At 71.6% G+C, this 26,276-nt stretch carries 26 protein-coding genes and 2 tRNA genes; 6 read left to right on the top strand and 22 right to left on the bottom strand.

Annotated elements, in window-relative coordinates; all coding sequences use genetic code 11:
- Window positions 1-17 precede the first annotated feature (17 nt).
- Entirely contained in the window at window positions 18-1,073 is a 1,056-nt protein-coding gene (locus tag HHX30_RS09135; protein WP_169981356.1) for an ABC transporter substrate-binding protein, read from the bottom strand.
- A gap of 186 nt (window positions 1,074-1,259) precedes the next feature.
- Between HHX30_RS09135 and HHX30_RS09130 the strand changes: the two genes are divergently transcribed.
- Window positions 1,260-1,838 (top strand): hypothetical protein, encoded by a 579-nt coding sequence (locus tag HHX30_RS09130; RefSeq protein ID WP_169981354.1) that lies wholly within the window; start codon window positions 1,260-1,262, stop codon window positions 1,836-1,838.
- A 268-nt stretch (window positions 1,839-2,106) separates the two neighbouring features.
- Window positions 2,107-3,249, top strand: coding sequence for a transcription termination factor Rho (rho, locus tag HHX30_RS09125; RefSeq protein WP_169981352.1), 1,143 nt, complete (start codon window positions 2,107-2,109; stop codon window positions 3,247-3,249).
- Here rho and HHX30_RS09120 read toward each other — a convergent pair.
- The 3 genes from HHX30_RS09120 to deoC form a co-directional block, all read right to left on the bottom strand.
- Window positions 3,246-4,112, bottom strand: coding sequence for an aldehyde dehydrogenase family protein (locus HHX30_RS09120; RefSeq protein WP_169981350.1), 867 nt, complete (start codon window positions 4,110-4,112; stop codon window positions 3,246-3,248). The two genes, rho and HHX30_RS09120, sit on opposite strands and share 4 nt — an antisense overlap.
- Before the next feature lie 212 nt (window positions 4,113-4,324).
- Window positions 4,325-5,752: an aldehyde dehydrogenase family protein gene (locus HHX30_RS09115; protein ID WP_169981348.1), complete on the bottom strand. Its 1,428-nt coding sequence runs from the start codon at window positions 5,750-5,752 to the stop codon at window positions 4,325-4,327.
- A gap of 15 nt (window positions 5,753-5,767) precedes the next feature.
- Entirely contained in the window at window positions 5,768-6,706 is a 939-nt protein-coding gene (gene deoC / locus HHX30_RS09110) for a deoxyribose-phosphate aldolase (protein WP_169981346.1), read from the bottom strand.
- 206 nt (window positions 6,707-6,912) lie between these two features.
- Here deoC and HHX30_RS09105 point away from each other — a divergent pair, with 206 nt between their 5' ends.
- The gene (locus tag HHX30_RS09105; protein ID WP_169980796.1) at window positions 6,913-7,080 is read left to right on the top strand and encodes a hypothetical protein; all 168 of its coding nucleotides are present in this window, start codon (window positions 6,913-6,915) and stop codon (window positions 7,078-7,080) included.
- A gap of 132 nt (window positions 7,081-7,212) precedes the next feature.
- Entirely contained in the window at window positions 7,213-10,092 is a 2,880-nt protein-coding gene (locus tag HHX30_RS42575) for a helix-turn-helix transcriptional regulator (protein WP_283246711.1), read from the top strand.
- Here the strand turns inward: HHX30_RS42575 and HHX30_RS09095 are convergent.
- The 10 genes from HHX30_RS09095 to HHX30_RS09050 form a co-directional block, all read right to left on the bottom strand.
- Window positions 10,089-10,658, bottom strand: coding sequence for a TMEM165/GDT1 family protein (locus tag HHX30_RS09095; RefSeq protein WP_310742084.1), 570 nt, complete (start codon window positions 10,656-10,658; stop codon window positions 10,089-10,091). The two genes, HHX30_RS42575 and HHX30_RS09095, sit on opposite strands and share 4 nt — an antisense overlap.
- Before the next feature lie 219 nt (window positions 10,659-10,877).
- Window positions 10,878-11,927: a UDP-N-acetylmuramate dehydrogenase gene (locus HHX30_RS09090; RefSeq protein WP_169981340.1), complete on the bottom strand. Its 1,050-nt coding sequence runs from the start codon at window positions 11,925-11,927 to the stop codon at window positions 10,878-10,880.
- A gap of 40 nt (window positions 11,928-11,967) precedes the next feature.
- On the bottom strand, window positions 11,968-12,294 hold the full coding sequence (locus tag HHX30_RS09085; RefSeq protein WP_169981338.1) for a hypothetical protein: 327 nt from the start codon (window positions 12,292-12,294) through the stop codon (window positions 11,968-11,970).
- Window positions 12,295-12,350: 56 nt separating this feature from the next.
- Window positions 12,351-12,779, bottom strand: coding sequence for a MaoC family dehydratase (locus tag HHX30_RS09080; RefSeq protein WP_169981336.1), 429 nt, complete (start codon window positions 12,777-12,779; stop codon window positions 12,351-12,353).
- A gap of 1 nt (window position 12,780) precedes the next feature.
- On the bottom strand, window positions 12,781-13,230 hold the full coding sequence (locus tag HHX30_RS09075) for a MaoC family dehydratase N-terminal domain-containing protein (protein WP_169981334.1): 450 nt from the start codon (window positions 13,228-13,230) through the stop codon (window positions 12,781-12,783).
- A 149-nt stretch (window positions 13,231-13,379) separates the two neighbouring features.
- Window positions 13,380-13,544 carry a 50S ribosomal protein L33 gene (gene rpmG / locus HHX30_RS09070; protein ID WP_036325591.1) on the bottom strand — a complete coding sequence of 55 codons (165 nt, stop codon included), beginning with the start codon at window positions 13,542-13,544 and terminating at the stop codon, window positions 13,380-13,382.
- A gap of 78 nt (window positions 13,545-13,622) precedes the next feature.
- A tRNA-Met gene (locus HHX30_RS09065) sits at window positions 13,623-13,696 on the bottom strand.
- Between the two features lie 177 nt (window positions 13,697-13,873).
- Window positions 13,874-13,946: transfer RNA gene (locus HHX30_RS09060), tRNA-Thr, on the bottom strand.
- A 93-nt stretch (window positions 13,947-14,039) separates the two neighbouring features.
- Window positions 14,040-14,480, bottom strand: a complete 441-nt coding sequence (locus HHX30_RS09055) for a hypothetical protein (RefSeq protein WP_169981333.1) — start codon at window positions 14,478-14,480, stop codon at window positions 14,040-14,042.
- 59 nt (window positions 14,481-14,539) lie between these two features.
- Complete coding sequence (locus HHX30_RS09050) at window positions 14,540-14,749, bottom strand: transposase (RefSeq protein ID WP_169981331.1); 210 nt, start codon at window positions 14,747-14,749, stop codon at window positions 14,540-14,542.
- A gap of 145 nt (window positions 14,750-14,894) precedes the next feature.
- On the opposite strand from HHX30_RS09050, the gene HHX30_RS09045 reads away from it, so the two are divergent.
- Window positions 14,895-15,515 carry a hemerythrin domain-containing protein gene (locus HHX30_RS09045; RefSeq protein ID WP_169981330.1) on the top strand — a complete coding sequence of 207 codons (621 nt, stop codon included), beginning with the start codon at window positions 14,895-14,897 and terminating at the stop codon, window positions 15,513-15,515.
- On the opposite strand, the gene HHX30_RS09040 is transcribed toward HHX30_RS09045, so the two are convergent.
- Entirely contained in the window at window positions 15,496-18,822 is a 3,327-nt protein-coding gene (locus HHX30_RS09040) for a BTAD domain-containing putative transcriptional regulator (RefSeq protein ID WP_169981328.1), read from the bottom strand. The two genes, HHX30_RS09045 and HHX30_RS09040, sit on opposite strands and share 20 nt — an antisense overlap.
- A gap of 19 nt (window positions 18,823-18,841) precedes the next feature.
- Window positions 18,842-19,366 carry a C40 family peptidase gene (locus HHX30_RS09035; RefSeq protein WP_169981326.1) on the bottom strand — a complete coding sequence of 175 codons (525 nt, stop codon included), beginning with the start codon at window positions 19,364-19,366 and terminating at the stop codon, window positions 18,842-18,844.
- Window positions 19,367-19,574: 208 nt separating this feature from the next.
- Between HHX30_RS09035 and HHX30_RS09030 the strand changes: the two genes are divergently transcribed.
- Complete coding sequence (locus tag HHX30_RS09030; protein WP_169981325.1) at window positions 19,575-19,910, top strand: STAS domain-containing protein; 336 nt, start codon at window positions 19,575-19,577, stop codon at window positions 19,908-19,910.
- On the opposite strand, the gene HHX30_RS09025 is transcribed toward HHX30_RS09030, so the two are convergent.
- The 6 genes from HHX30_RS09025 to HHX30_RS09000 all read right to left on the bottom strand — a co-directional run bounded on the left by HHX30_RS09025 (window position 19,911) and on the right by HHX30_RS09000 (window position 25,938).
- Window positions 19,911-22,076 (bottom strand): transglycosylase domain-containing protein, encoded by a 2,166-nt coding sequence (locus tag HHX30_RS09025; RefSeq protein WP_311922220.1) that lies wholly within the window; start codon window positions 22,074-22,076, stop codon window positions 19,911-19,913.
- A 71-nt stretch (window positions 22,077-22,147) separates the two neighbouring features.
- The gene (gene bla, locus HHX30_RS09020; protein ID WP_169981323.1) at window positions 22,148-23,029 is read right to left on the bottom strand and encodes a class A beta-lactamase; all 882 of its coding nucleotides are present in this window, start codon (window positions 23,027-23,029) and stop codon (window positions 22,148-22,150) included.
- A gap of 121 nt (window positions 23,030-23,150) precedes the next feature.
- On the bottom strand, window positions 23,151-24,263 hold the full coding sequence (locus tag HHX30_RS43185) for an AAA family ATPase (protein WP_169981322.1): 1,113 nt from the start codon (window positions 24,261-24,263) through the stop codon (window positions 23,151-23,153).
- A complete protein-coding gene (gene pnuC / locus HHX30_RS09010; protein WP_169981320.1) occupies window positions 24,260-24,934 on the bottom strand; it encodes a nicotinamide riboside transporter PnuC in 675 nt (224 codons plus the stop codon). The genes HHX30_RS43185 and pnuC overlap by 4 nt, the downstream gene beginning before the upstream one ends.
- A gap of 10 nt (window positions 24,935-24,944) precedes the next feature.
- Entirely contained in the window at window positions 24,945-25,337 is a 393-nt protein-coding gene (locus HHX30_RS09005) for a DUF2809 domain-containing protein (RefSeq protein ID WP_169981318.1), read from the bottom strand.
- Window positions 25,338-25,362: 25 nt separating this feature from the next.
- Window positions 25,363-25,938, bottom strand: coding sequence for a DUF1707 domain-containing protein (locus HHX30_RS09000; protein ID WP_169981316.1), 576 nt, complete (start codon window positions 25,936-25,938; stop codon window positions 25,363-25,365).
- Between the last annotated feature and the right edge of the window lie 338 nt (window positions 25,939-26,276).

Below are 26,276 nucleotides of genomic sequence, written 5' to 3'. Positions count from 1 at the left end.
TACGGGACCACGTGCGCCTATCGGGTGAGGTACCGGTCCAGATCCGCGACGACCTCCATGGCGGCGGTGACGCCGAGGCCGAGGTACCAGGTCTCGTCCGGGACCTCGTAGGCGTGGCCGGCCTTGACCGCCTTGAGGTTCTTCCACAGCGGGTTGCCCTGGACCGCCGACTTGTCGGTGGCCTTCGGATCGCCGTAGACACCGGTGAAGATGACGTCCGCGTCCGCCTGGTCGATGTTCTCCGCGCTCACCTCCGCGGCGAGGTCGGGGATGTTCTGGTTGTCCGGGCGCGGGACGCCGGCGTCGTCGAGGATGGTGCCGATGAAGGACGCCTTGGCGTAGAGGCGGATCAGGCCGTCGGGCAGGAAACGCACCATCGAGACGACGGGCTTGTCGTCGCCGAGCTTCGCGCCGAGGTCCTTCACCGCGCGGTCGTAGTCGGCGAGTTTCGCCCTGGCCTCCTCGGTCTTGTCGAGGGCGGCCGCGTTGAGGAGGTAGTTCTCCTTCCAGGTGAAGCCGGGACGGATGGAGAACACGGTCGGGGCGATCTTCGACAGCTCGTCGTACTGGTCGGCGGCGCGCAACTGGCTGCCGAGGATGAGGTCCGGGCGCAGCCCGGCGATCGCCTCCAGGTTGAGGCTGTTGATGGTGCCCACGTGCTTCGGGGTGCCGGCGTCCTGCTTCAGGTAGGACGGCAGTTCGGGCGACCCCTCGCTGGGCGCGAAGCCGACCGGCTGGACGCCCAGGGACACGACGTTGTCGAGCTCTCCGACGTCCAGGACGACGACCCGCTTGGGCGGGGCCTTGATCTCGGTCGTGCCCATGGCGTGGGTGAGGGTGCGCGGCCACTCGCCGGGCTTGGCGCCGGTGCCCATCGCAGCGGTCTTCGCGGCGGCGGTGGTGAAGTCCGCACCACCCTGGGCGACGGCCTTCTTGGCGGCCTCCCCCGCGGGCTTGCCCGCGTCCGCGCTCGTGCCGGAGCTCGTGCCGGAGGAGGTGCCGCAGGCGGCCAGGGAGAGTGCGACTGCGACGGCGCCGATACCGAGCCCGATACCGCGGTGCCGGAGAAACATACAGGGGCCCCCTGCCAGGACAGTAAAGATTAGGTAAGGCTTACCTTATAGGCATTCTCCCGGGTTCCATCAAGGCCGAAAAGTGTGGTTATGGTCACCGGCGCGTCGATTGAGGGGTGTCCGGCTGGTGATCTTCTTCGAGAAGAGGGCATATAGGGAGGCAACAGACCGTTCTTGGAGACTCATATGGATATAGCGACCCTGCAGGCGCAGACCCGCCTGTACCTGCGCCAGAAGATCACCATGATGGTGAACAGGTACGTCGTCCATGTGGCTCTCCCCGACGGTTCCGAGGGCGAGGCCGTGGCGTTCGCCGAGCAGAAGCGGATGGCCCTCAAGGAGCAGGTCACGCTCTACACGGACGAGTCCCGGCAGGCGACACTGGCCGGTTTCAAAGCGCGCAAGGTCCTCGACGTCGCCGGCGAGTACGACGTCGTCGACCACACGGGGGCGCCGATCGGCACGTTCCGCAAGGACTTCGGCCGGTCGCTGCTCCGCTCGACCTGGCATGTCCAGCAGCCGGGGCTGCCGACGCTGACCGGCCAGGAGCGGAACCTGGCGGTCGCCCTGCTGCGCCGGTTCTCCGACTCGCTGGAGTGGCTGCCGTACCACTTCGACTTCAGCATCGGCGCCTCGATCGCGTTCTCCGTCGACCGCAGGTGGGGGCTGCGCGACCGGTACGCCATCGAGATCCGCGACCCGCGGATCGACCGCCGCCTGGTCATCGCCATGGCCGTGGCGCTCGACGCCCTTCAGTCCCGATAGATCTCAAGGAATCACCGCGACAGGTGAGCCTGTTATAGTCGAGGACAGCCGTATGGTTCTGGCTCCATCTCGAGCCCATACGCGCACCGCATGCCTGGTCAGCAATCGTCGTCCATCTGTACGAGACGCTGCGCCGGGAGGAAACTCCGGTTCTCGCGAAGCCCGCTTGCGGGCCTCCGCTGCGGTTCTCGTTCCCTCCCGCTCCGCTCCGGCCGGATGAACCCGCCACGCGAACTCCCCCAGACGTTTTCTCAGCCCTAGGAGTCCCATGACCACCACCACTCTCAGCGTTCCCAGGCCGCGCGGCGTCTCCCGCGCCACGCCGGCCCGTACCAAGAACACCCGAACCACCGAGGTCACCGGCCTGCTCGACCGGTCGGGCCGGAACACGGTCATCCGTACCAACGGCTACCTGCCCGGCCCCAAGGACGTGACCGTCCCGGCCGCCCTCGCGGACGCGCTCGACCTGCGCCGCGGCGACCACGTCCGCGGCATCGCCCAGAACGGCACGCTCACCTCCGTCACGACCGTCAACGGCGGGCCGGCGGATCCGGCGCGGCCGGACTTCGCCGACCTCGTGCCGATCCACCCCGATGAGCGGCTGCGCCTGGAAACGGCGCGGGGCGTCCTGGCCACGCGCGTCATCGACCTGTTCGCCCCGGTCGGCAAGGGCCAGCGCGGCCTCATCGTCGCCCCGCCGAAGGCCGGCAAGACCACGCTGCTCAAGGCCGTCGCGAACGCGATCGCTACCAACCACCCCGAATGCCACCTCATGGTCGTCCTGGTGGACGAACGGCCCGAGGAGGTCACCGACATGCGCGAGTCGGTCCAGGCCGAGGTGATCGCCTCGACCTTCGACCGGGCGCCGCAGGACCACATCACCGCGGCCGAACTGGCCGTCGAGCGGGCCAAGCGGCTGGTGGAGACGGGCCGTGACGTGGTCGTGCTCATGGACTCGATCACCCGCCTCGGCCGGGCGTACAACATGGCCGCGCCGAGCGGCGGACGCGTGCTCACGGGCGGCATGGACGCCCGGGCCCTGCACCTGCCCAAGAAGGTGCTCGGCGCCGCCCGCAACATCTCCGGCGGCGGCTCGCTCACGATCCTCGCCACCGCGCTGGTCGAGACCGGCTCGAAGATGGACGACATCGCCTTCGAGGAGTTCAAGAGCACCGGCAACATGGAGCTGAAGCTGAGCCGGAGCCTGGCCGACCGCCGTGTCTTCCCCGCCGTCGACGTCGTCGCCTCCGGCACCCGCCGCGAGGAACTGCTGCTCCACCCCGCCGAACTGCCGCTGGTGTGGCGGCTGCGCCGGGCGCTGCAGGACCAGGAGGCGTTCGACCGCTTCCTCACCACGCTGAAGAACACGGGCACGAACGCCGAACTCCTCCTGGCCCTGGCGAAGGGCTAAACCCCGATCGGATGCCAGACGGTCTTGGTCTCCAGGAACGTCGTCATCCGCGCGATGCCGGGGTCGGCGAGCCAGTTCACGGGACCGGCCGGCGGCCGGAGCACCCGCTTGAGGTTCTCCGCGGCCAGTTCCTCACATGTGACGGCCAGCTCGGCGTCGGCGCCGGTCAGGTCGATGCCGTTGACGTCCATGTGGCCCGCCAGCCAGGGGGCGATCTCGGCGGCCGAGCCGGTGAGGACGTTCACCACCCCGCCCGGCAGGTCGGAGGTCGCCAGCACCTCGGCCAGCGTGATCGCCGGCAGCGGCGCCCGCTCGGAGGCGACCACCACACAGGTGTTGCCCGTCGCGATCACCGGGGCGATCACACTGACCAGCCCGAGCAGCGGTCCCACCTGCGGGGCGACCACGGCCACCACGCCGGTCGGCTCCGGGCTCGACAGGTTGAAGTACGGCCCGGCCACCGGGTTGGCCGACCCGAGCACCGCCCCGATCTTGTCGGACCAGCCCGCGTACCAGACCAGCCGGTCGACCGCCGCGTCCACCATCTCGCCGGCCTGCTTGACCCCGACGCCGCCGAAGGCGGTGATCTCCGCGACGAACTGCGCGCGGCGGCCCTCCAGCATCTCGGCGATCCGGTACAGGATCTGGCCCCTGTTGTACGCCGTGGCGCCCGACCAGCCGGGGAACGCCTTCCGCGCGGCCGCGACCGCGTCCCTGGCGTCCTTGCGCGAGGCCCTGGCCGCGTTGGCGAGGAAGTCGCCCTTGGAGGAGGTCACCGCATACGACCTTCCGCTCTCCGAACGCGGGAACGCGCCCCCGATGAACAGCTTGTACGTCTTGCGCACGGACAGCCGCTCACTCATCGAAACTTCCAATCTCCAGTGGACGGGCCGGCTGATAGGTCTGGCCGCACCGGCACACGCCGCCGCGGTGGGCGAACCAGCCGTGCCGTACGGCGAAGCGGCCGGAGCGGCGGCCCCGGGAGAAGCCCTCGCCCGCCCCCGCGCGGGCCCGGCGGACGAGACGGCGGCGACGCCCGGAGTCGCACCTGCCGGACGGACGGCCGGAGGAATGATCACACCGCAAGGTAGGCCTCCAGACCGTGCCGCCCGCCCTCGCGGCCGTAGCCCGACTCCTTGTAGCCGCCGAACGGCGACGTGGGGTCGAACCGGTTGAACGTGTTGGACCAGACGACGCCGGCCCGCAGCCGGGACGCCATCCACAGCATGAGCGAGCCCTTCTCGGTCCACACGCCCGCCGACAGCCCGTACGGCGTGTTGTTGGCCTTCTCCACCGCCTCGGCGGGGGTGCGGAAGGTCAGCACCGACAGCACCGGCCCGAAGATCTCCTCCCGGGCGATGCGGTGCGACTGGGCCACGCCGGTGAAGAGCGTGGGCGGGAACCAGTAGCCGCGGTCGGGGATCGGGCAGGCGGGCGACCACCGTTCGGCGCCCTCGGCCTCCCCGGCCTCCGACAACTCGCGGATCTTGGCGAGCTGCTCGGCCGAGTTGATCGCGCCGATGTCGGTGTTCTTGTCCAGCGGGTCGCCGAGCCGCAGCGTGCCGAGGCGCCGCTTGAGCGCCTCCAGCAGGTCGGCCGCGACCGACTCCTGCACCAGCAGCCGGGATCCGGCGCAGCACACGTGACCCTGGTTGAAGAAGATCCCGTTGACGATGCCCTCGACGGCCTGGTCCAGCGGCGCGTCCTCGAACACGATGTTGGCGGCCTTGCCGCCGAGCTCCAGCGTGAGCTTCTTGCGGGTGCCCGCGAGGCCGCGGGCGATGAGGCGGCCGACCTCGGTCGAGCCGGTGAAGGCGACCTTGTCCACGCCGGGGTGGTTCACGAGCGCGGCGCCCGTCTCGCCGGCGCCGGTGACGATGTTGACGACCCCCGGCGGCAGGTCGGCCTGGCGGCAGATGTCGGCGAACGCCAGCGCGGTCAGCGGCGTGGTCTCGGCCGGCTTGAGCACGACCGTGTTGCCGCAGGCCAGCGCGGGGGCGATCTTCCAGGCCAGCATGAGCAGCGGGAAGTTCCACGGGATGACCTGCCCGGCCACGCCCAGCGGACGGGGATCTTGTCCGAACCCCGCGTAGGAGAGCTTGTCGGCCCAGCCGGCGTAGTAGAAGAAGTGGGCGGCGACCAGCGGGAGGTCCACGTCACGGGACTCCCTGATCGGCTTGCCGTTGTCGAGCGTCTCCAGGACGGCCAGCTCACGCGAGCGTTCCTGGATGAGCCGGGCGATCCGGAACAGGTACTTGGCCCGCTCCGCGCCCGGCATGGCCGACCACACGGGGAACGCCTTGGCCGCGGCCTGGACCGCGCGGTCGACGTCGGCCTCCCCCGCCCACGCGACCTCCGCGAGCACCTCCTCGGTGGCCGGGTTGACGGTCTTGTGGCGATCCTCGCCCTGCGGCTCGACCCACTCGCCGTTGATGAACAGGCCGTACGACGGCCGGATGTCGACGATGTCCCGCGACTCGGGCGCGGGTGCGTATTCGAACATGCCTCAGTCCAGCCCTCAGTCCAGCGTGAAGTAGTCGGGACCGGCGTACCGGCCGGTGGCCATCTTCTGCCGCTGCATGAGCAGGTCGTTCAGCAGCGAGGATGCGCCGAGGCGGAACCAGTCGGGGTCCAGCCAGTCCGGCCCGGCCGTCTCGTTGACCAGCACCAGGTATTTGATCGCGTCCTTGGTGGTGCGGATGCCGCCCGCGGGCTTCACGCCCACCTTGTGGCCGGTCGCGGCGAGGAAGTCGCGCACGGCCTCCAGCATGACGAGCGTCACCGGGAGGGTCGCGGCCGGCGACACCTTGCCGGTCGAGGTCTTGATGAAGTCCGCTCCGGCGATCATCGCCAGCCAGGAGGCCCGCCGCACGTTGTCGTACGTCGCGAGCTCGCCGGTCTCCAGGATCACCTTCAGATGGCTGCCGCCGCAGGCCTGTTTGGTGGCGACGATCTCCTCGTACACCTTGAGGTAGTCGCCCGCGAGGAACGCGCCGCGGTCGATGACCATGTCGATCTCGGCGGCTCCGGCGGCCACGGCGAGGCGGGTCTCGGCGACCTTCACCTCCAGCGAGGACCGGCCGCTGGGGAACGACGTGGCGACGGACGCCACCTTCACACCCGACCCGGTCAGCGCCTCGACGGCGGTCGCGACCAGGTCGGGGTACACGCAGACAGCGGCGACGGGCGGCACGGAGGAGTCGGCGGGGTCGGGCCGCACCGCCTTGGCGCACATCGCCCTGACCTTGCCGTGGGTGTCCGCGCCTTCGAGGGTGGTGAGGTCGACCATCCGAATGGCCAAGTCGATGGCCTGCTTCTTGGCGGTCGTCTTGATGGATCGCGTGCCCAGCATCGCGGCCCGGGCGTCCGCACCGACCCGGTCGACCCCGGGAAGGCCGTGCAGGAACGCCCGCAACGTCGAGGGTGAGGAGGCGACCTCCGCGAGCGGAGTAGTCATAGTTGGCACGGAACCAGCATCCCCGACCACTCGGATTGATTCCAAACCCGGGGACTCCGGCGCTCCTAAGGCTTCGCCTTACCCGCCTTAGAAGTCCTACGCCGCCGGCCCATGCCAGAGATAGGGCATCCGCCCGATGTGCCGCACCACGCCTTAGACCGAACCTTGAGGAGTACGGAAAGAGGCCCGAACAAGGAGACGCAGTGATGGGTCCGGAACTGCAGTACCAGGTAATGATCAACCGTGCCGCCGAGCTTCAGGAGGAGGCCGCCGGCCACCGGCGCGCCCGCGAGGCGCAGGCGGCTCTGAAGGGCCGGCAGCGCTCCGGCCAGCGCCGGCTGCGCGCGGCCTTCGGCAAGCTCCGCACCTCATGAGACGCGTACGAAGGCCCGGCCGGACCCTCCCTCCCGGCCGGGCCTTTCAGCCGCCGTGAGCCCCGCCAGTCAGTCAGATCTGACCGTAAAACCAGGCGAACCGACTCAAAGGGTCATGACATGCTTGACGACATGACACGCCGGGCGGTGAGCCCCGTTTTCGTCGGGCGGGGCGCGGAGTTGGAGACCCTGGGCGAGGCCTACGACCAGGCCCGTAAGCAGGCCACCGCGGCGGTGCTCGTCGGCGGCGAGGCGGGCGTGGGGAAGACCCGCCTCGCCCTCCGGTTCGCCGAGCAGGCCGCGCAGGACGGCGCCCACGTGCTCGTCGGGGGCTGCGTGGAGCTGTCGGCCGAGGGCCTGGCGTACGCGCCGTTCACCGCCGCGCTGCGGCAGCTCGTCCGGGAGTCCGGCGCGGCCGAGGTCGCGGGCCTGCTGCCCGACGGCGCCGCCCGCGACCTGGCGAGGCTGCTGCCCGAGTTCGGCGAGCCGAGCGGCGACGGGGAGACCGAGTCGGCCCGCGCCCGGCTGTTCGAGCTGATCCTCGCCCTGCTGGAGCGCCTCGCCGAGCGGCGGCCGGTGGTGCTCGTCATCGAGGACGTCCACTGGGCCGACCGCTCCAGCCGGGACCTCATCGCCTTCCTCAGCCGCAATCTCAAGTCGGCTCCCGTCCTGATGGTCATGACGTACCGCGCGGACGAGCTGCACCGCACCCATCCCCTGCGGCCGGTGCTGGCCGAGCTGGGGCGGGTGGACGGCGTGGTCCGGGTGGACCTGCCCCGCTTCACGCAGGACGAGGTCGCCGCGCAGATGGCGGGGATCCTCGGGGTGACGCCCGAGTTCGCCAGGGTGGACCGGGTCTTCGAGCGCAGCGGCGGCATCCCGCTGTTCGTGGAGGCGCTGCTCGACTGCGGCGACGAGTGCTCGTTCCCCGACTCCCTGCACGACCTGATCATCGGCTCGGTGGAGCGGCTGCCCGAGGAGACCCAGCGGGTGCTCCGGATCGCCGCCGCGGGCGGCGTGCGCGTCGGGCACGACCTGCTGGCGGCGGTCAGCGGGGTGTCCGACGTGGACCTGGAGAACGCGCTGCGGCCGGCCATCGCGGCCAACGTGCTGCAGGTGGCCGACGGCGGGGCGTACGCGTTCCGGCACGCCCTGATCCGCGAGGCGGTCCACGACGAACTGCTGCCCGGCGAGCACGCGCGGATGCACGCGCGGTACGCCGAGGAGATCGACCGCGACCGCACCCTCGTGCCCCCGGGCCGGGCGGCCATCGAGATCGCCCACCACTGGTACTCCGCCCGCGACGACCTGTGGGCCCTGATCTCTGCGTGGGAGGCGGCGGAGAAGGCGGCCAAGTCGTTCGCCTACACCGAGCAGATCCAGCTCCTCGACCGCGTGCTGACGCTGTGGGACAAGGTCCCCGACGCCGCCGAGCGGATCGGACACGACCACTGCACCGTGCTCGAGCGGGCCTCCGAGGCGGCGTACGTCGGCGGCGACATGGAGCAGGGCATCAAGTACGTGCGCGGCGCCCTGGCCGAGCTGGACGAGCGGACCGCCCCGGAGCGGGTGGCCGAGCTGCTGGTCCGCATGGCGAACATCAAGATGCAGAAGGGCAAGCCCGGCGGGCTGGAGGAGCTGCGGCGCGCGGAACGACTGGTCCCGCTGCCCGGCGACATCCGCACGCTCGTGCTGACCCGGCTCGGCACGGTGCTGATCAACTCCGACGAGATCGTCGAGGGCACCGCGCTCACCCAGGAGGCGTTGCGCATAGCCCGCGAGACGGGCGACGAGGTCCAGGAGGCCGACCTCCTGATCAACCTCGCGCTCGGACATTCGATCAACGGCGACCTGGAGACGGCGTTCGCCATGAACGAGCGCGCCCTGGCCATCGGAACCCGGCTCGACTCGCCGCGCATCATCCTGCGCGCCCTGGCGAACAACGTCGACGCCCTCGACAACCTCGGCCGCTCCGCGGAGGCCGTGGCGCTCGCGCTGGAGGGCGAGAAGCTCGCCCGGCGGTACGGCAGGTTCCGCCACCAGGGGGTGTTCATCGCCAACAACCGGGCGGAGGCGCTGGAGTCGCTCGGCCGCTGGGACGAGGCCGTCGAGGTCGTCGAGCGGTCCATGACGATGGGACCGACCCTGCGCAACCGGTGGCACATGCTGCGGGTGCGGGCGGACATCGCGATCGCGCGCGGCGAGGAGGACCTGGCGCAGGACATCCTCGCCGAGGTCGGCGCCTTCTCCCCGCACCGGGACGAGCAGACGCAGGAGTGGACGAACAACACCCGCCTGGTCCTCGCGTGGCACCTGCTGCGCGGCGAGCCGCTGCAGGCCCTGGCCGCCCTGGAGACGGCGCTGGACGACCCGCCGCTGTCGCGCAAGGCGATGCTCGCCGGCCGGCTGCTCGCCTCGGTCCGGTACGTCTGCGACGCCGCGGCGCCGGTCGCTCCCGAGCCGGTGGCGCGTGTGCGGGAGATGGGCGACCGCCTGGCCGTCAACCTGGGCGACGGGCCCGTGAACGAGGCGTTCGGCCTGGTCTACCGGGGTGAGTTCGACGCCGCGGCCGAGGCGTGGCGGCGGCTGGGCCGTCCGTACGTCCGGGCCAAGGCGCTGCTGCACGGAGCGATGGCCGCCGCCGCGAGCGGCGACCGCGACGGGGCCTCGGCGCGTCTGCGCGAGGCCTGCCCGCTCGCGGCCGCGCTGGGCGCCACCCCGCTGGTGGCGCAGATCGAGACGCTGGCCCGCCGCGTCGGCGCCCCCCTCTCCCGTCCCGCACCGTCCGGTCCCACACCGCCGGAACCCGTACGGCAGGCCGAGCTGACCCCCCGCGAGCTGGAGGTGCTGCGCCTGGTGGCGGCCGGGCGCAGCAACCGGGACATCGCGGCCGAGCTGTTCATCTCGGCCAAGACCGTCAGCGTCCACGTGTCGAACATCCTGCCCAAGCTGGGAGTGTCGACCCGGGGCGAGGCCGCCGCCGCGGCCCACCGCCTGTCGCTCCTCGATTAGGCGAACAGGGGCTCGATCAGCAGCAGCACGCCGAAGACGGCGAACGCGGCGGCCGCGCCATACTTGATCCACTTCTCCGGCAGCCGGGTGCCGAGGAACCGGCCGACCAGGATGGCCAGCGCGTCGGCGGCGACCATGCCCACGGTGGAGCCGACCCACGTGCCGAACCAGCCGTGCTGGGTGGCCAGCGTGATCGTGGCGAGCATGGTCTTGTCGCCCAGCTCGCTGAGGAAGAAGGCCACGGCGACGGCGATGAACGCGTTGCGGGTGGTCTTGGCCGCCTTGCCCTTCTCCTCCTCGGTGAGTTCGTCGCCGCGCAGGGTCCAGGCGGCGAAGGCGAGGAACGCGATACCGGCGATGATCGAGATGGCGGTGGTGGGGAGGGCGTCGCCGACGAGCCGGCCGAGGCCGACGCTGAAGAGGTGGACGAGCGCGGTGGCGGCGGTGATGCCGGCCAGCACCGGCCCCGTCTTGAACCGGGTCGCGAAGGTCAGGGCCATGAGCTGGCTCTTGTCACCCAGCTCGGCTACGAAGATGACGACGAGGGAGATCCAGAGGGCTTGCACGGGTCGCCTTTCGTCCCTTTCGGGGGGATTTGCGACCGGGCCGCCGTACGACACCCGGGGAGTTCGGGCACGACTTCGGCCCGGCAGCATGCGGTCATGACTGTCGGGCCGAAGGTCTCGTCCGCCACGAGGGCTCCACGACCGGGCGAACGAACCGCCAGTGTGTCGATCAGTGGATTTCGGACTACTCCCCTTCGGTGTTGCCCCAGTCTAACCGTGCTAAAGACTTACTCCCACCAGCACGGGCTCGTTGACGAGCCACACCCCGAACTTCTCGTGCACGCCGTCGCGCACCTCTCGGGCCAGCGCCAGCAGTTCGTCCGCGCCGGCCTCGCCGGTCGGGTTGGTGAGGGCCAGCGTGTGCTTGGTCGAGATGCGGGCCCGCCCCTTCTCGTAGCCCTTGGGGAAGCCGGCGTTCTCGATCAGCCACGCCGCCGGGACCTTGACCGTGCCGTCGGGCATGTCCCAGCGCGGGTGTCCGGGGGCCCGCAGCGCCAGGGCCGCCGCCTCGTCCGGGCCGAGCACGGGGTTGGTGAAGAATGACCCGGCGCTGCGCGTGTCCGGGTCGCCGGGGTCGAGGACCATGCCCTTGCCCCGGCGCAGCCCCAGCACCGCCTCGCGCGCGTCGGACAGCGGCACCCGCTCGCCGATCTCCGCGCCGAGCCGGACGGCCAGTTCCCGGTACGCCACGGGCCCCGACAGCGGCGAGCGCTCCAGGGCGTAGGTGACGGCCAGCACCACGTGCCGGCCGGGATCCTGCTTGAACGCACTGTGCCGGTAGGCGAAGCCGCACTCGGCCGCCGTGAGGTCCCGCACCTGGCCGGTGGTCCGGTCGTACACGCGGACGCCGGTGACGGTCTGCGAGACGTCCTGGCCGTACGCGCCGACGTTCTGGATCGGGGTGGATCCCACCAGCCCGGGGACGCCCGACAGGCACTCGACCCCCGACCAGCCCTCGGCCGCGCAGCGGGCGGCCAGAGCGTCCCAGTCCTCCCCCGCCTGCACGGTGACCAGCGCGCGCCCGTCCTCGACCGTCACGTGGACGCCCCGCGTGGCGACACGCACCACGAGCCCGTCGAACCCGTCGTCGGACACCACGAGGTTGCTGCCGCCGCCGAGCACCAGCACGGGCTCGTCCGCGCGGTCGGCCTCGGCCACGGTCGCGACCAGCTCGTCCTGCGTCTCCGCCTGTGTGAACGCCCGGGCCGGTCCGCCCGTCCGCAACGTGGTGTACGGGGCGAGCGGCACCCCTGCCAGCCGGTCAGCCATCGGTCTCCTCGCACCCCGGAACGTCCGACGAACAGGATAGCTATCCGCGGTCCTCGCGCTCCGCCTCGGCTATCGACTCGTCGATCCTCGACGTGGCCGAGCTGCCGTCCCACAGGAGCTGGGAGGCGACCACCGACGCCTCACCCGAAGGGGTCAGCGCGGTCTCGATCGTCCCGCCGGGCGCGACGTCCTGCTCCACCTCGTCGATCTCGGGGCCCGTGGCTTCGGCGGCCTGCCTGGCGTTGTCCGCCCGCGGCCGCGGCAGCCCGCCGCCGTGGGCGTCGCCCGCCTTGCCGGGGTCCTGGGTCTGTGCGGCGACGCCTGCGACGTCACCGGTGCGGTCCGCTGCGTTGTCTCGATCGCTCACGATCCGACCGCTACCCAGCACCACCGCGGCCAATCGGCCGGTCAGGAGAGGCACGCTCAGGAGAGCTGGACCACCGCACGGGCCTTGGACAGGACGCGGGAGTCGCCGGACTTCGCGGTCAGCGCGACGACGACACGCTTGTCCTCGCGCTTCTCCTCGACGATCCCGCTGATCGTGATCGTCGCGCCGTTGTCGTCGTCCGGCACCACGACCATGGACGAGAAGCGGACGCCGTACTCCACCACCGCGCCGGGGTCGCCCGCCCAGTCCGTCACGAACCGGCCGCCCTGGGCCATCGTGTACATGCCGTGCGCGATGACGTCGGGCAGGCCGACCGCCTTCGCGTACCGCTCGTTCCAGTGGATGGGGTTGAAGTCGCCGGAGGCGCCGGCGTACCTCACCAGGTCCACCCGGCGGACCCGGTACTCGACGGCCGGGATCTGCTGGCCGGCCTCCACCTCGTCGTACTTGACCGTCGCCGCCATGTCAGGCCGCCCCTCCCCGCTCCACGATGACGTTGTAGGTCCGGCAGACCAGCTCGCCGGAGGTGGTGGAGACGTCGCTGCGCAGGGTCAGGAACTCGTTGCGCCCGACGCTGCGGATCTCCGCGATGGTCGAGGCGCACACCAGCTCGTCGCCCGCGTGGATGGGCCTCTCGTACTCGAACCGCTGCTCGCCGTGCACGACCATCGAGAAGTCGAGCCCGAGCTCGGGGTCGGCGAGCGCGTCACCGGTCCCGAGAAGGCTGAACACGATGGGGAACGTGGGCGGCGCGACGACGTCCGGATGCCCGGCCGCCACGGCGGCCTGCCTGTCGTGGTAGATCGGGTTGGGGTCGCCGATCGCGGTGGCGAACTCGCTGATCTTCACGCGGCTGACCTCGTAGGGCGCGGACGACGCGTACGTCCGCCCGACGAAATCACGGTTCAAAGCCATCGGGCCGGGCTCCTTCTGCTGAGCGGGTAGGCCGTACCGTAACAGAACCCGGACACGACAAACCGGCGTCCCCGCAGGGGAACGCCGGTGTCGGAAGTGCGATGGGGTTCCGAAGTGATGCCTGCGCGGGACCGTGCCGCGTGCCGGAACTAGCGGGTCTCGCGGTGCGCCCGGTGCGTCTTGCAGTTGGGGCAGTACTTCTTCAGCTCAAGCCGATCCGGGTCGTTGCGCCGGTTCTTCCGCGTGATGTAGTTGCGGTGCTTGCACTCCTGGCAGGCCAGCGTGATCTTCGGCCTAACGTCTGTGGCAGCCACGTGGGAGTGCCTTTCTGCGTTCGGGACTACGGACAACCCACGCCGGGGCCGCCTTGTGCAGGTGGCCCGGGAGGGTAGTAGCGGAGGCCGGACTTGAACCGGCGACACAGCGATTATGAGCCGCTTGCTCTGCCTGACTGAGCTACTCCGCCTTGGCCGGAACTGGATCCGGCCACGCAAGGATACCCGACCTGTACGGCTATTCGCGCATCGGGATCAGCCATGATCGAGGTCGGTCTTCCCCTGAGGAAGAGGCATCCCCACCAAGCCGAAAGCCCCACCCGGCAGCATCAGTCAGAGACACTGCTTGGATAGGACTTCTCGACTAGAGCCCCCAAACGGAATCGAACCGTTGACCTTCTCCTTACCATGGAGACGCTCTGCCGACTGAGCTATAGGGGCGGGTCCGCCTGCCACTCTCGCGTTGCGGACAGGTGTAACCATACACGGCCACGGCGACCTACGCGAATTCGGATCACCCGCGTCGCGGGCCGCTCAGGGCGTCGGCAGGACTCCGGACAGGTCGGCCTCGGGACGGTGCCGGACGGGCACATCGGCCGTGACCGCGTAGCGGCTGAAGTAGCCCTTGCCCTTGACCGGGATCACGCTGCTCAACGTCACCGTGGCGTCGTACGGCGCGTCCGCGCACTCGGGCAGGCACCAGGTGCCGCTGAGCTTGCCCGCGCCGGTCGCCCGGGTCGGTCCCCAGGTCCGCCAGGTGACCGCGCTCATCGTGCTGAACTCCGAGAGCACGAGGTTCGCCGGCCGCTGGTCGGGCCTGCCCCGCTCGGAGTCCCGCAGGTTGAGCACGTACACCGGCGTCTCGGGCGGGGGATCCGTGGGCGCCGACCCGCAGCCGCCGATGGCGGCGGCGAGCGCGCTGGCGGTGACGAACAGGCGGACGGGCAGGCGGACGGGCAGGGCAGGCAGGCGCATCGATTCCCCCTCGGCACTGTGAGTGCCCAGGGCCCGCGGCTGTTACGCCTGTGACCTGGCTACTTGACGGCCGTACGGGCCTCGCCGGCCCGGGCGGGCAGCGGGATCACCTCGCACAGGTCGGCGAGGTCGACATACCGGGCGACCTCCTCGACCGACAGGCAGTCGGCGACCACCTGGCCGTGGCGCCGTACCCGCAGCACCTGGCGGTCACGGCGGTACGCGGGAACGATCTCGTAACCGTCCGGTCCCACCCATCGGCTGTCCATGACGGAACAAACTATCGGGTTTTCCCCAGGCCTATCTCCCGTCCCATGGGAATCGGCCTTAAGTGGGGTCTTAACCGACCCCAAGTGCCCGGCCGCACAGTGAGCGTGACATACCGCCGTTCCCCCGCTCACGAAGGGTCCTCCGATGTCCGACACCCCCAACCTGCTGGGCTTCCGCATCACGCACCGGGCGATGCGGGCCGACTCCCGGCGCCTCGCCGACGTCACCGCCGAGATCGCCGCGGGCCGGCAGCCGTGCGGGCCGGACCGCGCCAACGCCATCCGCGAGTACGTCACCAAGCTCTGCCGCGGCATCCACCACCACCACAAGGCGGAGGACGACCGTCTGTGGCCCCTGCTCGTCCGGTCCGCGGGCGCCGAGGTCGACCTGAGCGAGCTGAGCGAGGACCACTCCGAGCTCGACCCGCTGCTGGAGGAGATCCAGTCCGTCGCGGGCGACCCGGCCGAGCTGGCCAAGCCGCTGCGCCGGCTGGCGGACCTGCTCGACGAGCACATCGAGGAGGAGGAGCGCACGATCTTCCCGATCATCATGCGGCACGTGTCCGGCAAGGACTGGGAGGAGCTGGAGCAGTACGTCCGCAAGGGCGGCGACGCGCGCTTCGAGCTGCCGAGGATCGAGCAGCACGCGCGGCCGGAGGAGATGGCGGAGCTGCGCGCGCTGGCCGGGCCCGTCCTGGTCGTCATGCTGGCGGTGCTGCGCCGCGCCCACCGGCGCCGCGAGCGCCTCATCTTCGGCGCCGCGTGAGCGCCCGGCGGGCGGCCTCCTCCCAGTGCGGGGAGCCGACCTGCCGGGCGACCTCGGCGGCCCGCAGGTAGTGGGCCTCGGCGTCGCCGGGACGCCCCAGGAACGCCGCCAGATCGCCGAGCGTGTGCGCCACCGGCCCCAGCGTGACCGAGCCCGAGTGCAGGCCGGCCAGCTCGCCGTCGTACGGCAGGAGCAGCCGGTAACACTCCCCGGCCACCTCCGGGTCGCCCTGCTCGATCGCGTTGTCCGAGCGGAGAGCCATGAACACGAGCCAGTAGTAGTCCCGGCGAGGGGCGCGTACGGGAGCCCAGACCGCGCGGGCCTCCTCCGGGCGGCCGGCGCCGGCGAGCGCCCGCGCGTACAACTCGCCCACGTCCTGCGGCAGGCGTTCCCACAGGGCGGCGAGCTCCTCGACCGAGTCGTGGACCCGTCCCGCCGCCAGCTTGACCACGAAGCGGCCGACCACTCCCACCATCGCGCCGTTGGCGTCACCGGTGCTGGCCAGCTGCTCCCCGAGTTGCGAGTAGACGCTCTCGGCCCGCTCGAACTCCCCCCTGACCAGCAGGTGCAGGGCGTCGAGGAAGCCGAGGATGCCGAGGGCCAGGCCGAGCTGGCCGCTCGTCGACAGCTCCATGGCCTTGTCGGCGTGCCGGCGCGCCGTGGTCCAGTCGTTGCGGCCCAGCGCGGCCATGAGCAGCGAGAAGTGGCCGAGCGTCTGATAGCCGAGGAGCCCGGCGGCGGCCGAGGCGGCCAGCAGATCGTGCCCGAGCCTCTCCAGGTCGTCCCGCCTGTCGGGGGTCAGGCAGACCCAGTAGCGGCCGTTGAGCGCCATGCACCGCAGGCGGGGGTCGCCGAGGGCGTCCGCGATCGCCAGCGCCTCCCCGCTGGCCGCCTCGATGCGCTCCGCGTCGTGTCCTTCGAGGGCGTGGCAGAGGGCGACGAGCATCCGGCAGCGCAGTTCCCCGGCCTCCGCGGGCAGCGACTCCTCGATCGCCCGGACGAGATCGGTGTCGAGCACGCGGTCCGGCTGGATGGTCCAGATGACCGGCGCGTCGAGCGAGGACACCGCCCGCGCCACCGCGTCCCGGCCGCCCATCCGGCGGGCCACCGCCAGCGCCCTCGTGCGGTTCCGCACCGCCGTGATGACGTCGCCCGCGTGCGCCTGCGCGGACACCAGACGGCACAGGAGGTCGAGGCGGACGTCCCGATGCGCGTCGTCCGTCCCCTCGCTCAGCAGGTCGAGCGCGCCCAGCGCGCCCTCCAGCAGCGCGGCCGCATCCCTGTGGGCGTAGAGCGCGGCCGCCTGCCCGGCGGCTCGCGCCGCGTACTCGGCGGCCGTGAGGGCGGTCGCGGTCGTCGCGGCGGCGAGCGCGTGGTGCCCGAGCGCCCCCACGTCGCCGGGGCGCACCCGCTCCAGCGCCGTCAGGACCTTGCCGTGCATCCGCGCCCGGCGCAGCCGCGGGATGTCCTCGTACAACGTCTCGCGGACGAGCACGTGGGCGAACCGGACACGGCCGGGGCGCGGCTCCTCCAGCAGCCCGGACAGCACGCCCGCCTCCAGGCCGTCGAGCACCGTGTCCTCGTCCGCCCCGGGCAGGGCGATCAGCACGTCCGCGTCGGCCTCGCGGCCGAGGACGGCGGCGGTGCGCAGCGTGGTCTGCGCCGTCGCGGGCAGCCGGGCGAGGCGGCGGCGGATGAGGTCGCGCACGCCGGGCGGCAGCGCGTGGGCCGCCGACGGGCCGTCCACCGCCAGCAGCCGGGCCGTCTCGGTCACGAACAGCGGGTTGCCGCCGGTCCGCTCGGTGACCGTGCGCACCGTGTCCTCGTCGACCTCCGTGCCGGAGCGTGCCACGAGCAGGCGGGCCACCTCCGGCTCGCCCAGGCCGCCCAGGGTGATGTGCTCCACCGTCTGCACGGCGAGCGCCGCGGCGGTGGCGGTGAGGTCGTCGCCCGCCTCGGCCGGCCGATGCGTCAGCAGGACGAGGACCGGCGTCCGGGTCAGGCGGCCCGCCAGGTGACGCAGGAGCTGGAGGCTCTCCTCGTCGGCCCGGTGCACGTCCTCCAGCACGATCAGCAGCGGTCCCGGCACGCCCTCCAGGTAGTCGCCGGCCGCCCGCGCCAGCCAGAACTGGCCCACGGGCGCCGCGTCGTCGGTCAGCAGGGGCGCCAGCCGGGCCGCGGTCTCGGGCTCGGGCGGGCAGGTCGCGGACAGCTCCCGCAGCACCTCGCTCCACGCCCAGGCGGGCGGCACGCCGCCGGTCGTCTCGGGGCAGCGGCCCACCACGGTCTGCCAGCCGTCCGCGGCCAGGCGCCGCACGAGCGCGTCGGCCAGGGTGCTCTTGCCCGAGCCCGCCTCACCGCCGAGCCACACGATGCGGAACCCGGCTCCGGCCTGCTCGGCCGCGGCGGCCAGCCGGGACAGCTCCGCCGTACGGCCGACCATGCGGGGGAGGACGGGGTCCGGGGCGGGCGCGGGAGCCGGGATCACGAGCTCCGGAACCACGGGCTCCGAAACCACGAGCTCCGGAACCACGGGGGGCACGTCGAGCGACTCGGCCTGCGCGAGGATGTCCGACTCCAGCGCGCGCAGGGCGGGCCCGGGGTCGACGCCGAGTTGCTCGGCGAGCAGGGCGCGCGTCCGGCGCAGGGCCGCGAGCGCCTCCCCCTGCCGCCCGGCCCGGTAGTAGGCGAGCGCGAGCAGCCGTACGGCGTTCTCACGCAGGGGATGCGCGGTGAGGTGACGCTCCAGCTCCGGGACGACCTCGGCGTGGCGGCCGAGCGCGAGCCCGGCCTCGGCGCGGTACTCCACCGCGACCGCCCGCAGTTCGTCCAGGTGGACCACCTCGGGGATGGCCCACTCCTCCTCGGTGAACTCCGCGTACGCCGGGCCGGTCCACAGCGCCAGGGCCTCGTCCACGATTTCGAGCGCGTTCGCGGGCCGCCCCTCGCCGAGCAGGCCGGCGGCGGCCTCGACCAGCCGGGGGAAGCGCCAGGCGTCCACGTCGCCGGGCTCCAGCGCCAGGCGGTATCCGGGGGGAGCGCTGACCAGCACGCGGGCGGCGGCGCGGGGGGCGCGGTCCGGCTCCAGGGCCCGCCGCAGGTTCGAGACGTAGACCTGGAGCGCGGCCAGCGCGCGCGGCGGCGGCTGCCCCCGCCACAGGTCGTCGACGAACCGGTCGGTCGACACCACGTGGCCCTGGGCACCCACCAGCCGGGCCAGCACGGCGCGCTGGAGCGAGGTCCCGAGGTCCGCGGGACGCCCGCCCACCTCCGCCGCGATTCGGCCCAGAACCCGCAATTTCACCATGACGGAGCAAGCATAGGGATCAGGCCGGATAGTGGTAGTAACCGAGCAGGTCGTCGAGAACGCTCACGTCGTCCATGCGGATCCGCGTCCCGGTGGCGAACGCGTTGATCATCTTTCCTCCGCCCACGTACACCCCGACGTGGTGGGTCCTGCCCGGCCTGCCGTAGAAGACCAGGTCGCCCGGGCGCGGCACGCCGACCCGGCGCAGTCTGCCGAGGTGGTCGTCGGTGTTGCCGGGGCCGAGCACGTCGCCGCCGAAGGCCAGGCCGTACACCCAGCGGGTGAACCCCGAGCAGTCGAAACCACGCGTCCGGCTCGCCGGGCAGGGCTTGATCGAGCCGCTGTAGCCCCGGCACGTCCCCTTCGACGGTCCCGGCCGCGCCGCGTGCCCCCCGCCCCACGAGTACGGAAGGGAGCCCTGCGCGGCGTACGCGACGGCGACGGCCCGGGACAGCTCCTCGTCGAGCGGCGCCGATCCCGCGGCGGCCAGCGCGACGATCCCTCCGATCAGCAGCCGACGCTTCAGCGCCCGCGAAACCCCCATGGATCGGGACAATAGCCACCCGTCTTTTTATTGACCATAGAAGCTTTACCCCACTCGATCGACGCGCCGGAGGGGGATTGTTACTCTGAGTACGGCTCAGCTCGTACGTTCATCGACGTGTCGGTCGAAGCGCTTCGTCGGTCGCCCCGGACCTCCCCGTCCCGCTCCCCGGTGGTCCCCGGCGCCAAGGAGAGCGAAGGGAACCACCGTGGAGACGTGGACGGCACAACCCTCATCCCCCACCCGCTGGTGGGTGCTCGGGCTGCGCGGAGAGCTGGATCTCCACGCGGTGCGGCACCTGCGCGAGCCGCTGCGCACGCAGATCGAGGCCCGCGGCCCGTGGCTGGCCATAGACCTGAGCGAGGTGCGGTTCATCGACACCACGGGCGTGGGGCTGCTCGTGCGCCTGGTGCACAACCTGCGCGAGAGGGACGGCGACCTGGCGCTCATCGCGCCGGGCGGCCAGGTGCTGCGCATCCTGCGCTGGACCAACCTGACCCGGCTGTTCCGCGTCCTCGACACCGCCGACGCGCTGGACGACTGACTAGTCCGGCAGGATCTGCACCGGCGTGTCGCCGCCTCCCGTCGAACCGCCGCCTCCCGTCGGACCGTTGCCCCCCGTCGGCGGCGTCACGGACACCAGGCCCCGGCAGCTCCCGCCGCAGCCGCCGAACCGCTCGGTGTCGATCGGCGTGAACTCCGCAGCGGGCACGCCCCGCAGCGCCCGCAGCATCGTGTCCTTCCAGATCGGGCCGGGGATGCTGGCGCCGAACACCGACCCGTAGTAACGACCGCCGATCGTGACGCCGTTCAGCTTGTACTTCTGGGCGCCGCGCGGATCACCGACGCTGACCGCGCCCGCCAGGTCCGGGGTGAACCCGGCGAACCAGGCGGAGGAGGAGTTGTCGTTGGTTCCGGTCTTGCCCGCCGCGTCGCGGCCGATGCCGCCCACCGCCGACATCGTGCCCTTGGTGAACACGCCCGACAGGATGTGCGCCGCCGCGTCGGCCACCTCGGGCTCGAGGGCCTGACGGCACTTCGGCTTGTAGTCGGTGCTCTTGCCGGTGCTGTCGGTGATCCCAGTGATCGCCATCGGCGCGCAGTACTTGCCGCGCGCGCCGATCGCGGCGTACGCGGTGGCGACGGTCACCGGGTCCATCTCGTTGATGCCGAGCGTGAACGTCTCGTACTCCTGGAGCTTGTCGCCGTCGGCGCGGCGGATGCCCAGCGACTTGGCCGTCTTGACCACCTCGCAGAGCCCGACCCGCCGCTCGAGCTCCATGAAGAAGGTGTTGACCGAGTGCCAGGTGCCGGTCTGCAGGGTCAGCCAGCCGGGCGAGCCCTCGTCGTTGGTGACGGTGTGATTGACGTCGCCGATGCCCTCGCCCGAGCAGGTGGTGAACGTCGACAGGCTCGGGGCGCGGTAGCCGGCGCCCGCGCTGAAGCCGTCGTTGATCTTCATGCCCTGCTTCAACGCGGTGAGCAGGGTGAACGTCTTGAACGTCGAACCGGCCTGGAAGCCCATGCCGCCGCCGTGCGCGACGTCGGCCACAAGGTTGTAGGACACCTGGTTCTTGCTCTTGCGCGTGCCGTACGGGCGGCTCGCGGCCATCGCCTTGATCGCCCCGGTGCCGGGCTGGACCAGCGCCTCGGCGGCGACGGGATTGTCCGACGGGTGAACCCACTTCCCGATCGCCCTGTCGGCGGCGGCCTGCATCGTGGGGTCGATCGTGGTCCTGATGGTGAGCCCGCCGCGGTTGAGGAACGCCAGGCGCTGCTTGGCCGTCTTGCCGAAGTCGGAGTTGTTGAGGATCTCGTTGCGCACGTAGACGCAGAAGTACGGATATTTGCTCGACTCGCAGCCGCCGGGCAGCGGGGTCCCCTTGTAGCCGAGCCTGGCCTTCTTCGCCTCGGCCGCCTGCTCCTTGGTGATCTTGCCGAGCTCGGCCATCCGGTCGAGCACGACGTTGCGCCGCTTGAGCAGCCGGTCGCGGCTGGTCTTGCCCAGGTTGGGGTCGGTGGCGTTGGGGTCCTGCACGGCCCCCGCCAGCGTCGCCGCCTGCGGCAGCGTCAGCTCGCTCGCGCTGATCCCGAAGAACCGCTTGGCCGCCGCCTCGACGCCGTACGCGCCCGCGCCGAAGTAGGCGATGTTGAGGTACTTCTCCAGGATCTGGTCCTTGGTGTACTTCTTCTCCACGCCCATCGCGTAGCGCAGCTCGTTGAGCTTGCGGGCGTAGCTGGCCTCCAGGGCCTTGTTCTTCTCCGCCTCGGTGTCGGCGGCGTTGAGCAGCACCTGCTTGACGTACTGCTGGGTGATCGAGGAGCCGCCCTGGGCCACCCCGCCCGACTGCAGGTTCGTGGCCAGGGCGCGGAGGGTGCCTTCGAGGTCGATCGGGCCGTGCTGGTAGAACCGGTAGTCCTCGATCGAGATGATGGCCGTCTTCATGATGTCGGCGATCCGGTCGGACGGGACGACCTCGCGGTACTGCTCGTAGAACCGCGCGATCTCGCGACCCTTCACGTCCTGGATCACCGAAACCTGCGCCAGCGGGGGCTCGGCGAGGTCCCGGGGCGCGATGCCCACGTCCTCGACGGCCGACACCAGCCCGACGCCCGCGCCTCCCACCGCCGGCAGCGCGATGCCCGCGACCAGCACGCCCGCCGCCGCTCCCATGGCGGCGAGACGCAGCACCTTCCCCGTGGCGTTCACTAGATCCTCCCCCAAATTGCTATAGACAAGGTTATGGGGCCGTAAAGCGCGATCGGCCCCATAAACGGGTGTTACGGCAGCCGGCCGAGGCCGCGCGCGAGCACGGTCGCCGTCTTGGCGACGACCTTGTCGTCACCGGATCCGTCGGCCGCCAGGCGGTTGGTGTAGATCGCCATGATGATCGGGGCGGCGCCCTTCTCCGGCCAGACGACGGCGATGTCGTTGGCGGTGCCGTACGTGCCGCCGGTGCCGGTCTTGTCGCCGACGATCCACGTCTTGGGCAGCCCGGCGCGGATGCGCGCGTCCCCGGTCGTGTTGTCGCGCAGCCACCCGAGCAGCCGTGAGCGGTCCTTCGCGCCGAGCGCGTCGCCGGCGGTGAGCGCGCGCAGGTCGCGGGCGATCGACGCGGGCGTGGTCGTGTCCCGCCTCTCCTTGGGCGACCACTCGTTGAGCTCGGTCTCCCATCGGTCAAGCCGCGAGATCGGGTCCTTCAGCGTACGGAAGTAGCGGGTGAGCCCCTCCGGCCCGCCGATGCGCTTCAGCAGCATGTTGCCGGCGGTGTTGTCGCTGTAGATGATCGCCGCCCGGCACAGCTCGGCGAGCGTCATGCCGTCCTTCACGTGCTTGCCGGTCTCCGGCGAGTACGGCTTCACCTCGTCGGCCGTCCAGTGGACGACCTTCTTCGTCAGCTCCCTGTCGGTGGTGCGGGCCAGCACCGCCGCGGCGGCCACCGCCTTGAAGGTGGACGCCAGCGCGAACCGTTCGCCCGCCCGGTAGCCGATCGTCTTCCCGGTCGCCGTGTCGATGGCGTACGCGCCGATGCGGCCCTTGAAGGACGTCTCCAGCGCGCGCAGCGCGGCGGCCGGGGTCGCTTCCGCGGCCGCCGGCGGGGCGGCGCCGACCAGGACGAATACCGTCATCGCGGCGGCTTTCACCGTCACCGGGTGTCCCATGGCATGTCCTCGCTCTCGTGCGCCGGTGATCTGTCAGACGCAGGAGCAAACCAGAGGGTTCGGAACAAGTCCAATATTCATATGGACATCCGGCCGATATCGGTTCACATATGAGCCGAGCTCAGAGCGGCGGGGCGAAGTGGCGGCCGGCCGCGACGAGATCGTCCACCGCCCGCGCCGCGGCGGCAAGCCGCTCCCCCGGCGGCCCGGAGACGACGACGTGCGGGAGGCCGCGCCCGGCCAGCTCGGCGCGCAGCCGCCGGTCCATCTCGTGCCTCACGTGCTCGCCGTCGCGCCAGCCGTCCTGCTCGAAGGGCACGCCGTCCACGGACGTGTGGATCCACAGGTCGTGCCGGGCCCGCTCGTGGACGCGCAGGACGTCCGCGCTCACCGTGCCGAGGTAGCGCTCGTGCCACAGGGCGGTGGCGAGCGCGTCGGTGTCGCAGAACAGCACGGGCGAGCCGGCCCGCGCCGCCGCCTCCTCCCAGCCGAGCTGCCGGTGCGCGATCAGCGTGAACTCCTCCGGCTCCCACTCCAGGTCGTCGAGCCAGGGCTCGGGCGCTCCCGCCTGTTTGGCGGCCCGGCGGGCCAGGGCGAGTTTCTCCTCGCAGTAGGTCCTGCCGTACTCGGGCACCCACCGGGTCGCGGACCAGACACCGCCGCGTGCGGCGTAGTGGGCGGCCAGGGCGCGGGCGAGCGTGGTGGTGCCGGTGGACTCGGCTCCGACGACGACCACCCGCCAGGCGAGGTGGGCGCGTACGGCGGGGCTCAGCCAGGGCCACGCGGCGACCGGGTCGTCGCGGACCATCGTCCCGCTGACCGGATGGCGGTTCCGGTCCGGGTCGACCGCCACGTGCGCGCCGCCGAACCTGCGGGCCAGCTCCGGCCCGTACGCCTCGGAGGAGAAGACGGCGTCCACGTCGGGCGCGCCGCCGCCGTGGGCGAGCGCCAGCGCGTGCCGGAACGCCTCGACGTGCGCGGCCCAGACGTCCGGGTCGTCGTAGTCGATCTCGACGTCGTCCACCACCGGCGCCACCACCACGTGCGGCTGCGGATGGGCCTCGCGCAGCCACGCCGTACGCAGGGCGAGCGGGATGCTCTCCACGCTCGAGGCGGCCACGACCACCGTGACCAGCGCGCAGTGCTCGGCGGCCGTGTCGACGAGGTGGTGGTGGCCGGCGTGCGGCGGATAGAACTTGCCGATCACAAGTCCGTGCGCGTAGCGGGCGCTCACCGTGCCACCGCCGCGTCGCCGTCGCGTTCATCACCGGGGACGGGAACGGGCCGGGCGGCCAGGTCGCGCCGCCAGGCGACCAGCCCGGCCACGCACAGCGCGAGGAACAGCACGTAGAGGACGCTGGTGAGGTAGAGGTCCTTGTACGCGTAGAGGGGGATGTAGATCAGGTCGGCCGCGATCCACAGCCACCACGACTCCACCCGCTTGCGGCACTGGCCGTAGGTCGCCATGAGCGACAGGGCGGTCGTCAGGGCGTCCCAGAACGGGACGGCCGAGTTGGTCCAGGAGGCGAGCGCGGCGGTGAGCAGCCCGGTGACCCCTGCGCCGGCGAGGGCGAGCCACACCCATTCGGCGCGGCCGGTCCTGGTGACCGTGAGCGTGGTCCGCCCGGCCCCGCCGTAGAGCCACTGCCACCAGCCGTACAGGCCGAGGACCACGTAGACGATCTGCAGGCCCGCGTCGGCGTACAGTCCCACGGCCAGGAAGACGAGGCCCAGGAGGACGACGTTCGCAACGCCGATCGGCCAGTTCCAGATGTTCTGGCGGGCCACCAGCCAGACGGTGAGCGCTCCCGTCACGAAGCCGAGCAGCTCGGCCCAGCTCGTCGACACGCCGCCCAGGGTGATGGCGGGCTCCAGGAGGGGCCCCAGCAGATCGGTCAGTGCCACCACGACCTCCTTAATCGTCAGTGTGACGATAACAAGGGATCGCGATCAGGGAAACATGGACGACGTATCCGGCGGCGGCGCCCACGGCGTACCAGAACAGGTCGGGGGCGTTGAAGGTCGTGCCGAGCACCAACCGGGCCAGCATGCTGTGCGCCGACAGCTCGGCCGGCACGCCGGTGAGCTGGGCGAACTCGACCAGCCAGCTCAGGCAGAGCGCCACGACCGCCACCACGACCGGCCGGGCGCGCGGCACGGCCACGACGACCAGCGCGTACACGAGGAGGGTGTAGAGGAGGTCGCCCGCGTACTTGGCGACCGCGCCCGGCAGCAGCGCCCGGACCGCCAGGCCCGCGGCCACGACCACCACGGCGGCGGCCAGGGCGGCGAGTCGGCGATGCGGCATCCGGGCACCCTATCGGGCCCGGTCGTCAGGGGATCCGGTGGTAGCGCACCCAGATGTCGCCGCCGATGTGCCCGGACAGCCGCAGCACGACGCCGTCGGGGTCGGGCGGCACGGGAGAGGTGTTGTGCACGCGTTTGTGCCTGATCCATCCGCCGGAGGTCACCTCGTCGGCGACGACGCGCCAGCCGATCGGGACCCGGACGACGATGTCTCCGAACATCGAGTCGCAGCGGACGGTCATGTCTATCTCCCGGTGCGGGCAGTCCGCGTACCGGAAGTCGACCACCGCCGTCCGCCAGGTGCAGTCGAGCGTGATGCGCGGCGGCACCCTCCAGCGCCCGGTCCTCCTGACGGCGCGCGTGCCGCGGGTGAACAGCAGCAGGTCGTCGGCCGGCTCCGATCGCACCTCCGGGGCCCGCGTCCCGGGCAGGTCCGCGACCAGGGCCTCCAACTCGCCGTAGGTGCGCGCGGCGTACAGACGGTCGAGCCGATCGGTCATTTCGTCCAGGGTGATGCGGCCCTCGCCGACGGCGGCGCGCAGCCTTTCCGCGGTCCGGTCCCTGTCCCGGTCTCCGGCGCGTAATTCCGCCTGGTCGCCCACGGCCGAGCAGTTTAGTAATCGGCATTCCAGGGCCGCCAGGTGCACATATCCGAAATATCAGTGCTCGTACGCCCGAAAACGGCGCCGGGTGGCCGGCACACGCCCCGGCATGGGGCGGCCCGCGGCATCTTATGCCGACCTGCCATGGACGGCATCCCCGCCATGCTCGGCACCGCCTGTGCGGTCTTCGCGGGTACCAACGTCGACGACATCGTCATCCTGACCGTGCTGTTCCTGTCGGCGCGCGCCCGGGGCCGGCCCCGCCCCTGGCAGATCGTCGCCGGCCAGTACGCCGGCATCGCGGCGCTCGTCCTCGTGTCGGGCGCGGGTCCTGGCTC

The sequence above is a fragment of the Microbispora sp. H10836 genome, assembly GCF_012999525.1.
In the GTDB taxonomy this organism is placed as follows: domain Bacteria; phylum Actinomycetota; class Actinomycetes; order Streptosporangiales; family Streptosporangiaceae; genus Microbispora.
This window is presented reverse-complemented; position numbering and strand designations above follow the sequence as displayed.

Bases quoted from the DNA above. Each gene is read 5' to 3' on its own strand.
- rho (WP_169981352.1), top strand. From the start codon at position 2,107: ATGACCACCACCACTCTCAGCGTTCCCAGGCCGCGCGGCGTCTCCCGC.
- HHX30_RS09080 (WP_169981336.1), bottom strand. From the start codon at position 12,779: ATGGCGGCGACGGTCAAGTACGACGAGGTGGAGGCCGGCCAGCAGATC.
- HHX30_RS09135 (WP_169981356.1), bottom strand. From the start codon at position 1,073: ATGTTTCTCCGGCACCGCGGTATCGGGCTCGGTATCGGCGCCGTCGCA.
- HHX30_RS09115 (WP_169981348.1), bottom strand. From the start codon at position 5,752: ATGTTCGAATACGCACCCGCGCCCGAGTCGCGGGACATCGTCGACATC.
- HHX30_RS09055 (WP_169981333.1), bottom strand. From the start codon at position 14,480: ATGCGCCTGCCTGCCCTGCCCGTCCGCCTGCCCGTCCGCCTGTTCGTC.
- HHX30_RS09075 (WP_169981334.1), bottom strand. From the start codon at position 13,230: ATGGCTTTGAACCGTGATTTCGTCGGGCGGACGTACGCGTCGTCCGCG.
- HHX30_RS09050 (WP_169981331.1), bottom strand. From the start codon at position 14,749: ATGGACAGCCGATGGGTGGGACCGGACGGTTACGAGATCGTTCCCGCG.
- HHX30_RS09005 (WP_169981318.1), bottom strand. From the start codon at position 25,337: ATGCCGCATCGCCGACTCGCCGCCCTGGCCGCCGCCGTGGTGGTCGTG.
- deoC (WP_169981346.1), bottom strand. From the start codon at position 6,706: ATGACTACTCCGCTCGCGGAGGTCGCCTCCTCACCCTCGACGTTGCGG.
- HHX30_RS09120 (WP_169981350.1), bottom strand. From the start codon at position 4,112: ATGAGTGAGCGGCTGTCCGTGCGCAAGACGTACAAGCTGTTCATCGGG.
- bla (WP_169981323.1), bottom strand. From the start codon at position 23,029: ATGGGACACCCGGTGACGGTGAAAGCCGCCGCGATGACGGTATTCGTC.
- HHX30_RS09040 (WP_169981328.1), bottom strand. From the start codon at position 18,822: ATGGTGAAATTGCGGGTTCTGGGCCGAATCGCGGCGGAGGTGGGCGGG.
- HHX30_RS09045 (WP_169981330.1), top strand. From the start codon at position 14,895: ATGTCCGACACCCCCAACCTGCTGGGCTTCCGCATCACGCACCGGGCG.
- HHX30_RS09105 (WP_169980796.1), top strand. From the start codon at position 6,913: ATGGGTCCGGAACTGCAGTACCAGGTAATGATCAACCGTGCCGCCGAG.
- HHX30_RS42575 (WP_283246711.1), top strand. From the start codon at position 7,213: ATGACACGCCGGGCGGTGAGCCCCGTTTTCGTCGGGCGGGGCGCGGAG.
- HHX30_RS09090 (WP_169981340.1), bottom strand. From the start codon at position 11,927: ATGGCTGACCGGCTGGCAGGGGTGCCGCTCGCCCCGTACACCACGTTG.
- HHX30_RS09130 (WP_169981354.1), top strand. From the start codon at position 1,260: ATGGATATAGCGACCCTGCAGGCGCAGACCCGCCTGTACCTGCGCCAG.
- HHX30_RS09035 (WP_169981326.1), bottom strand. From the start codon at position 19,366: ATGGGGGTTTCGCGGGCGCTGAAGCGTCGGCTGCTGATCGGAGGGATC.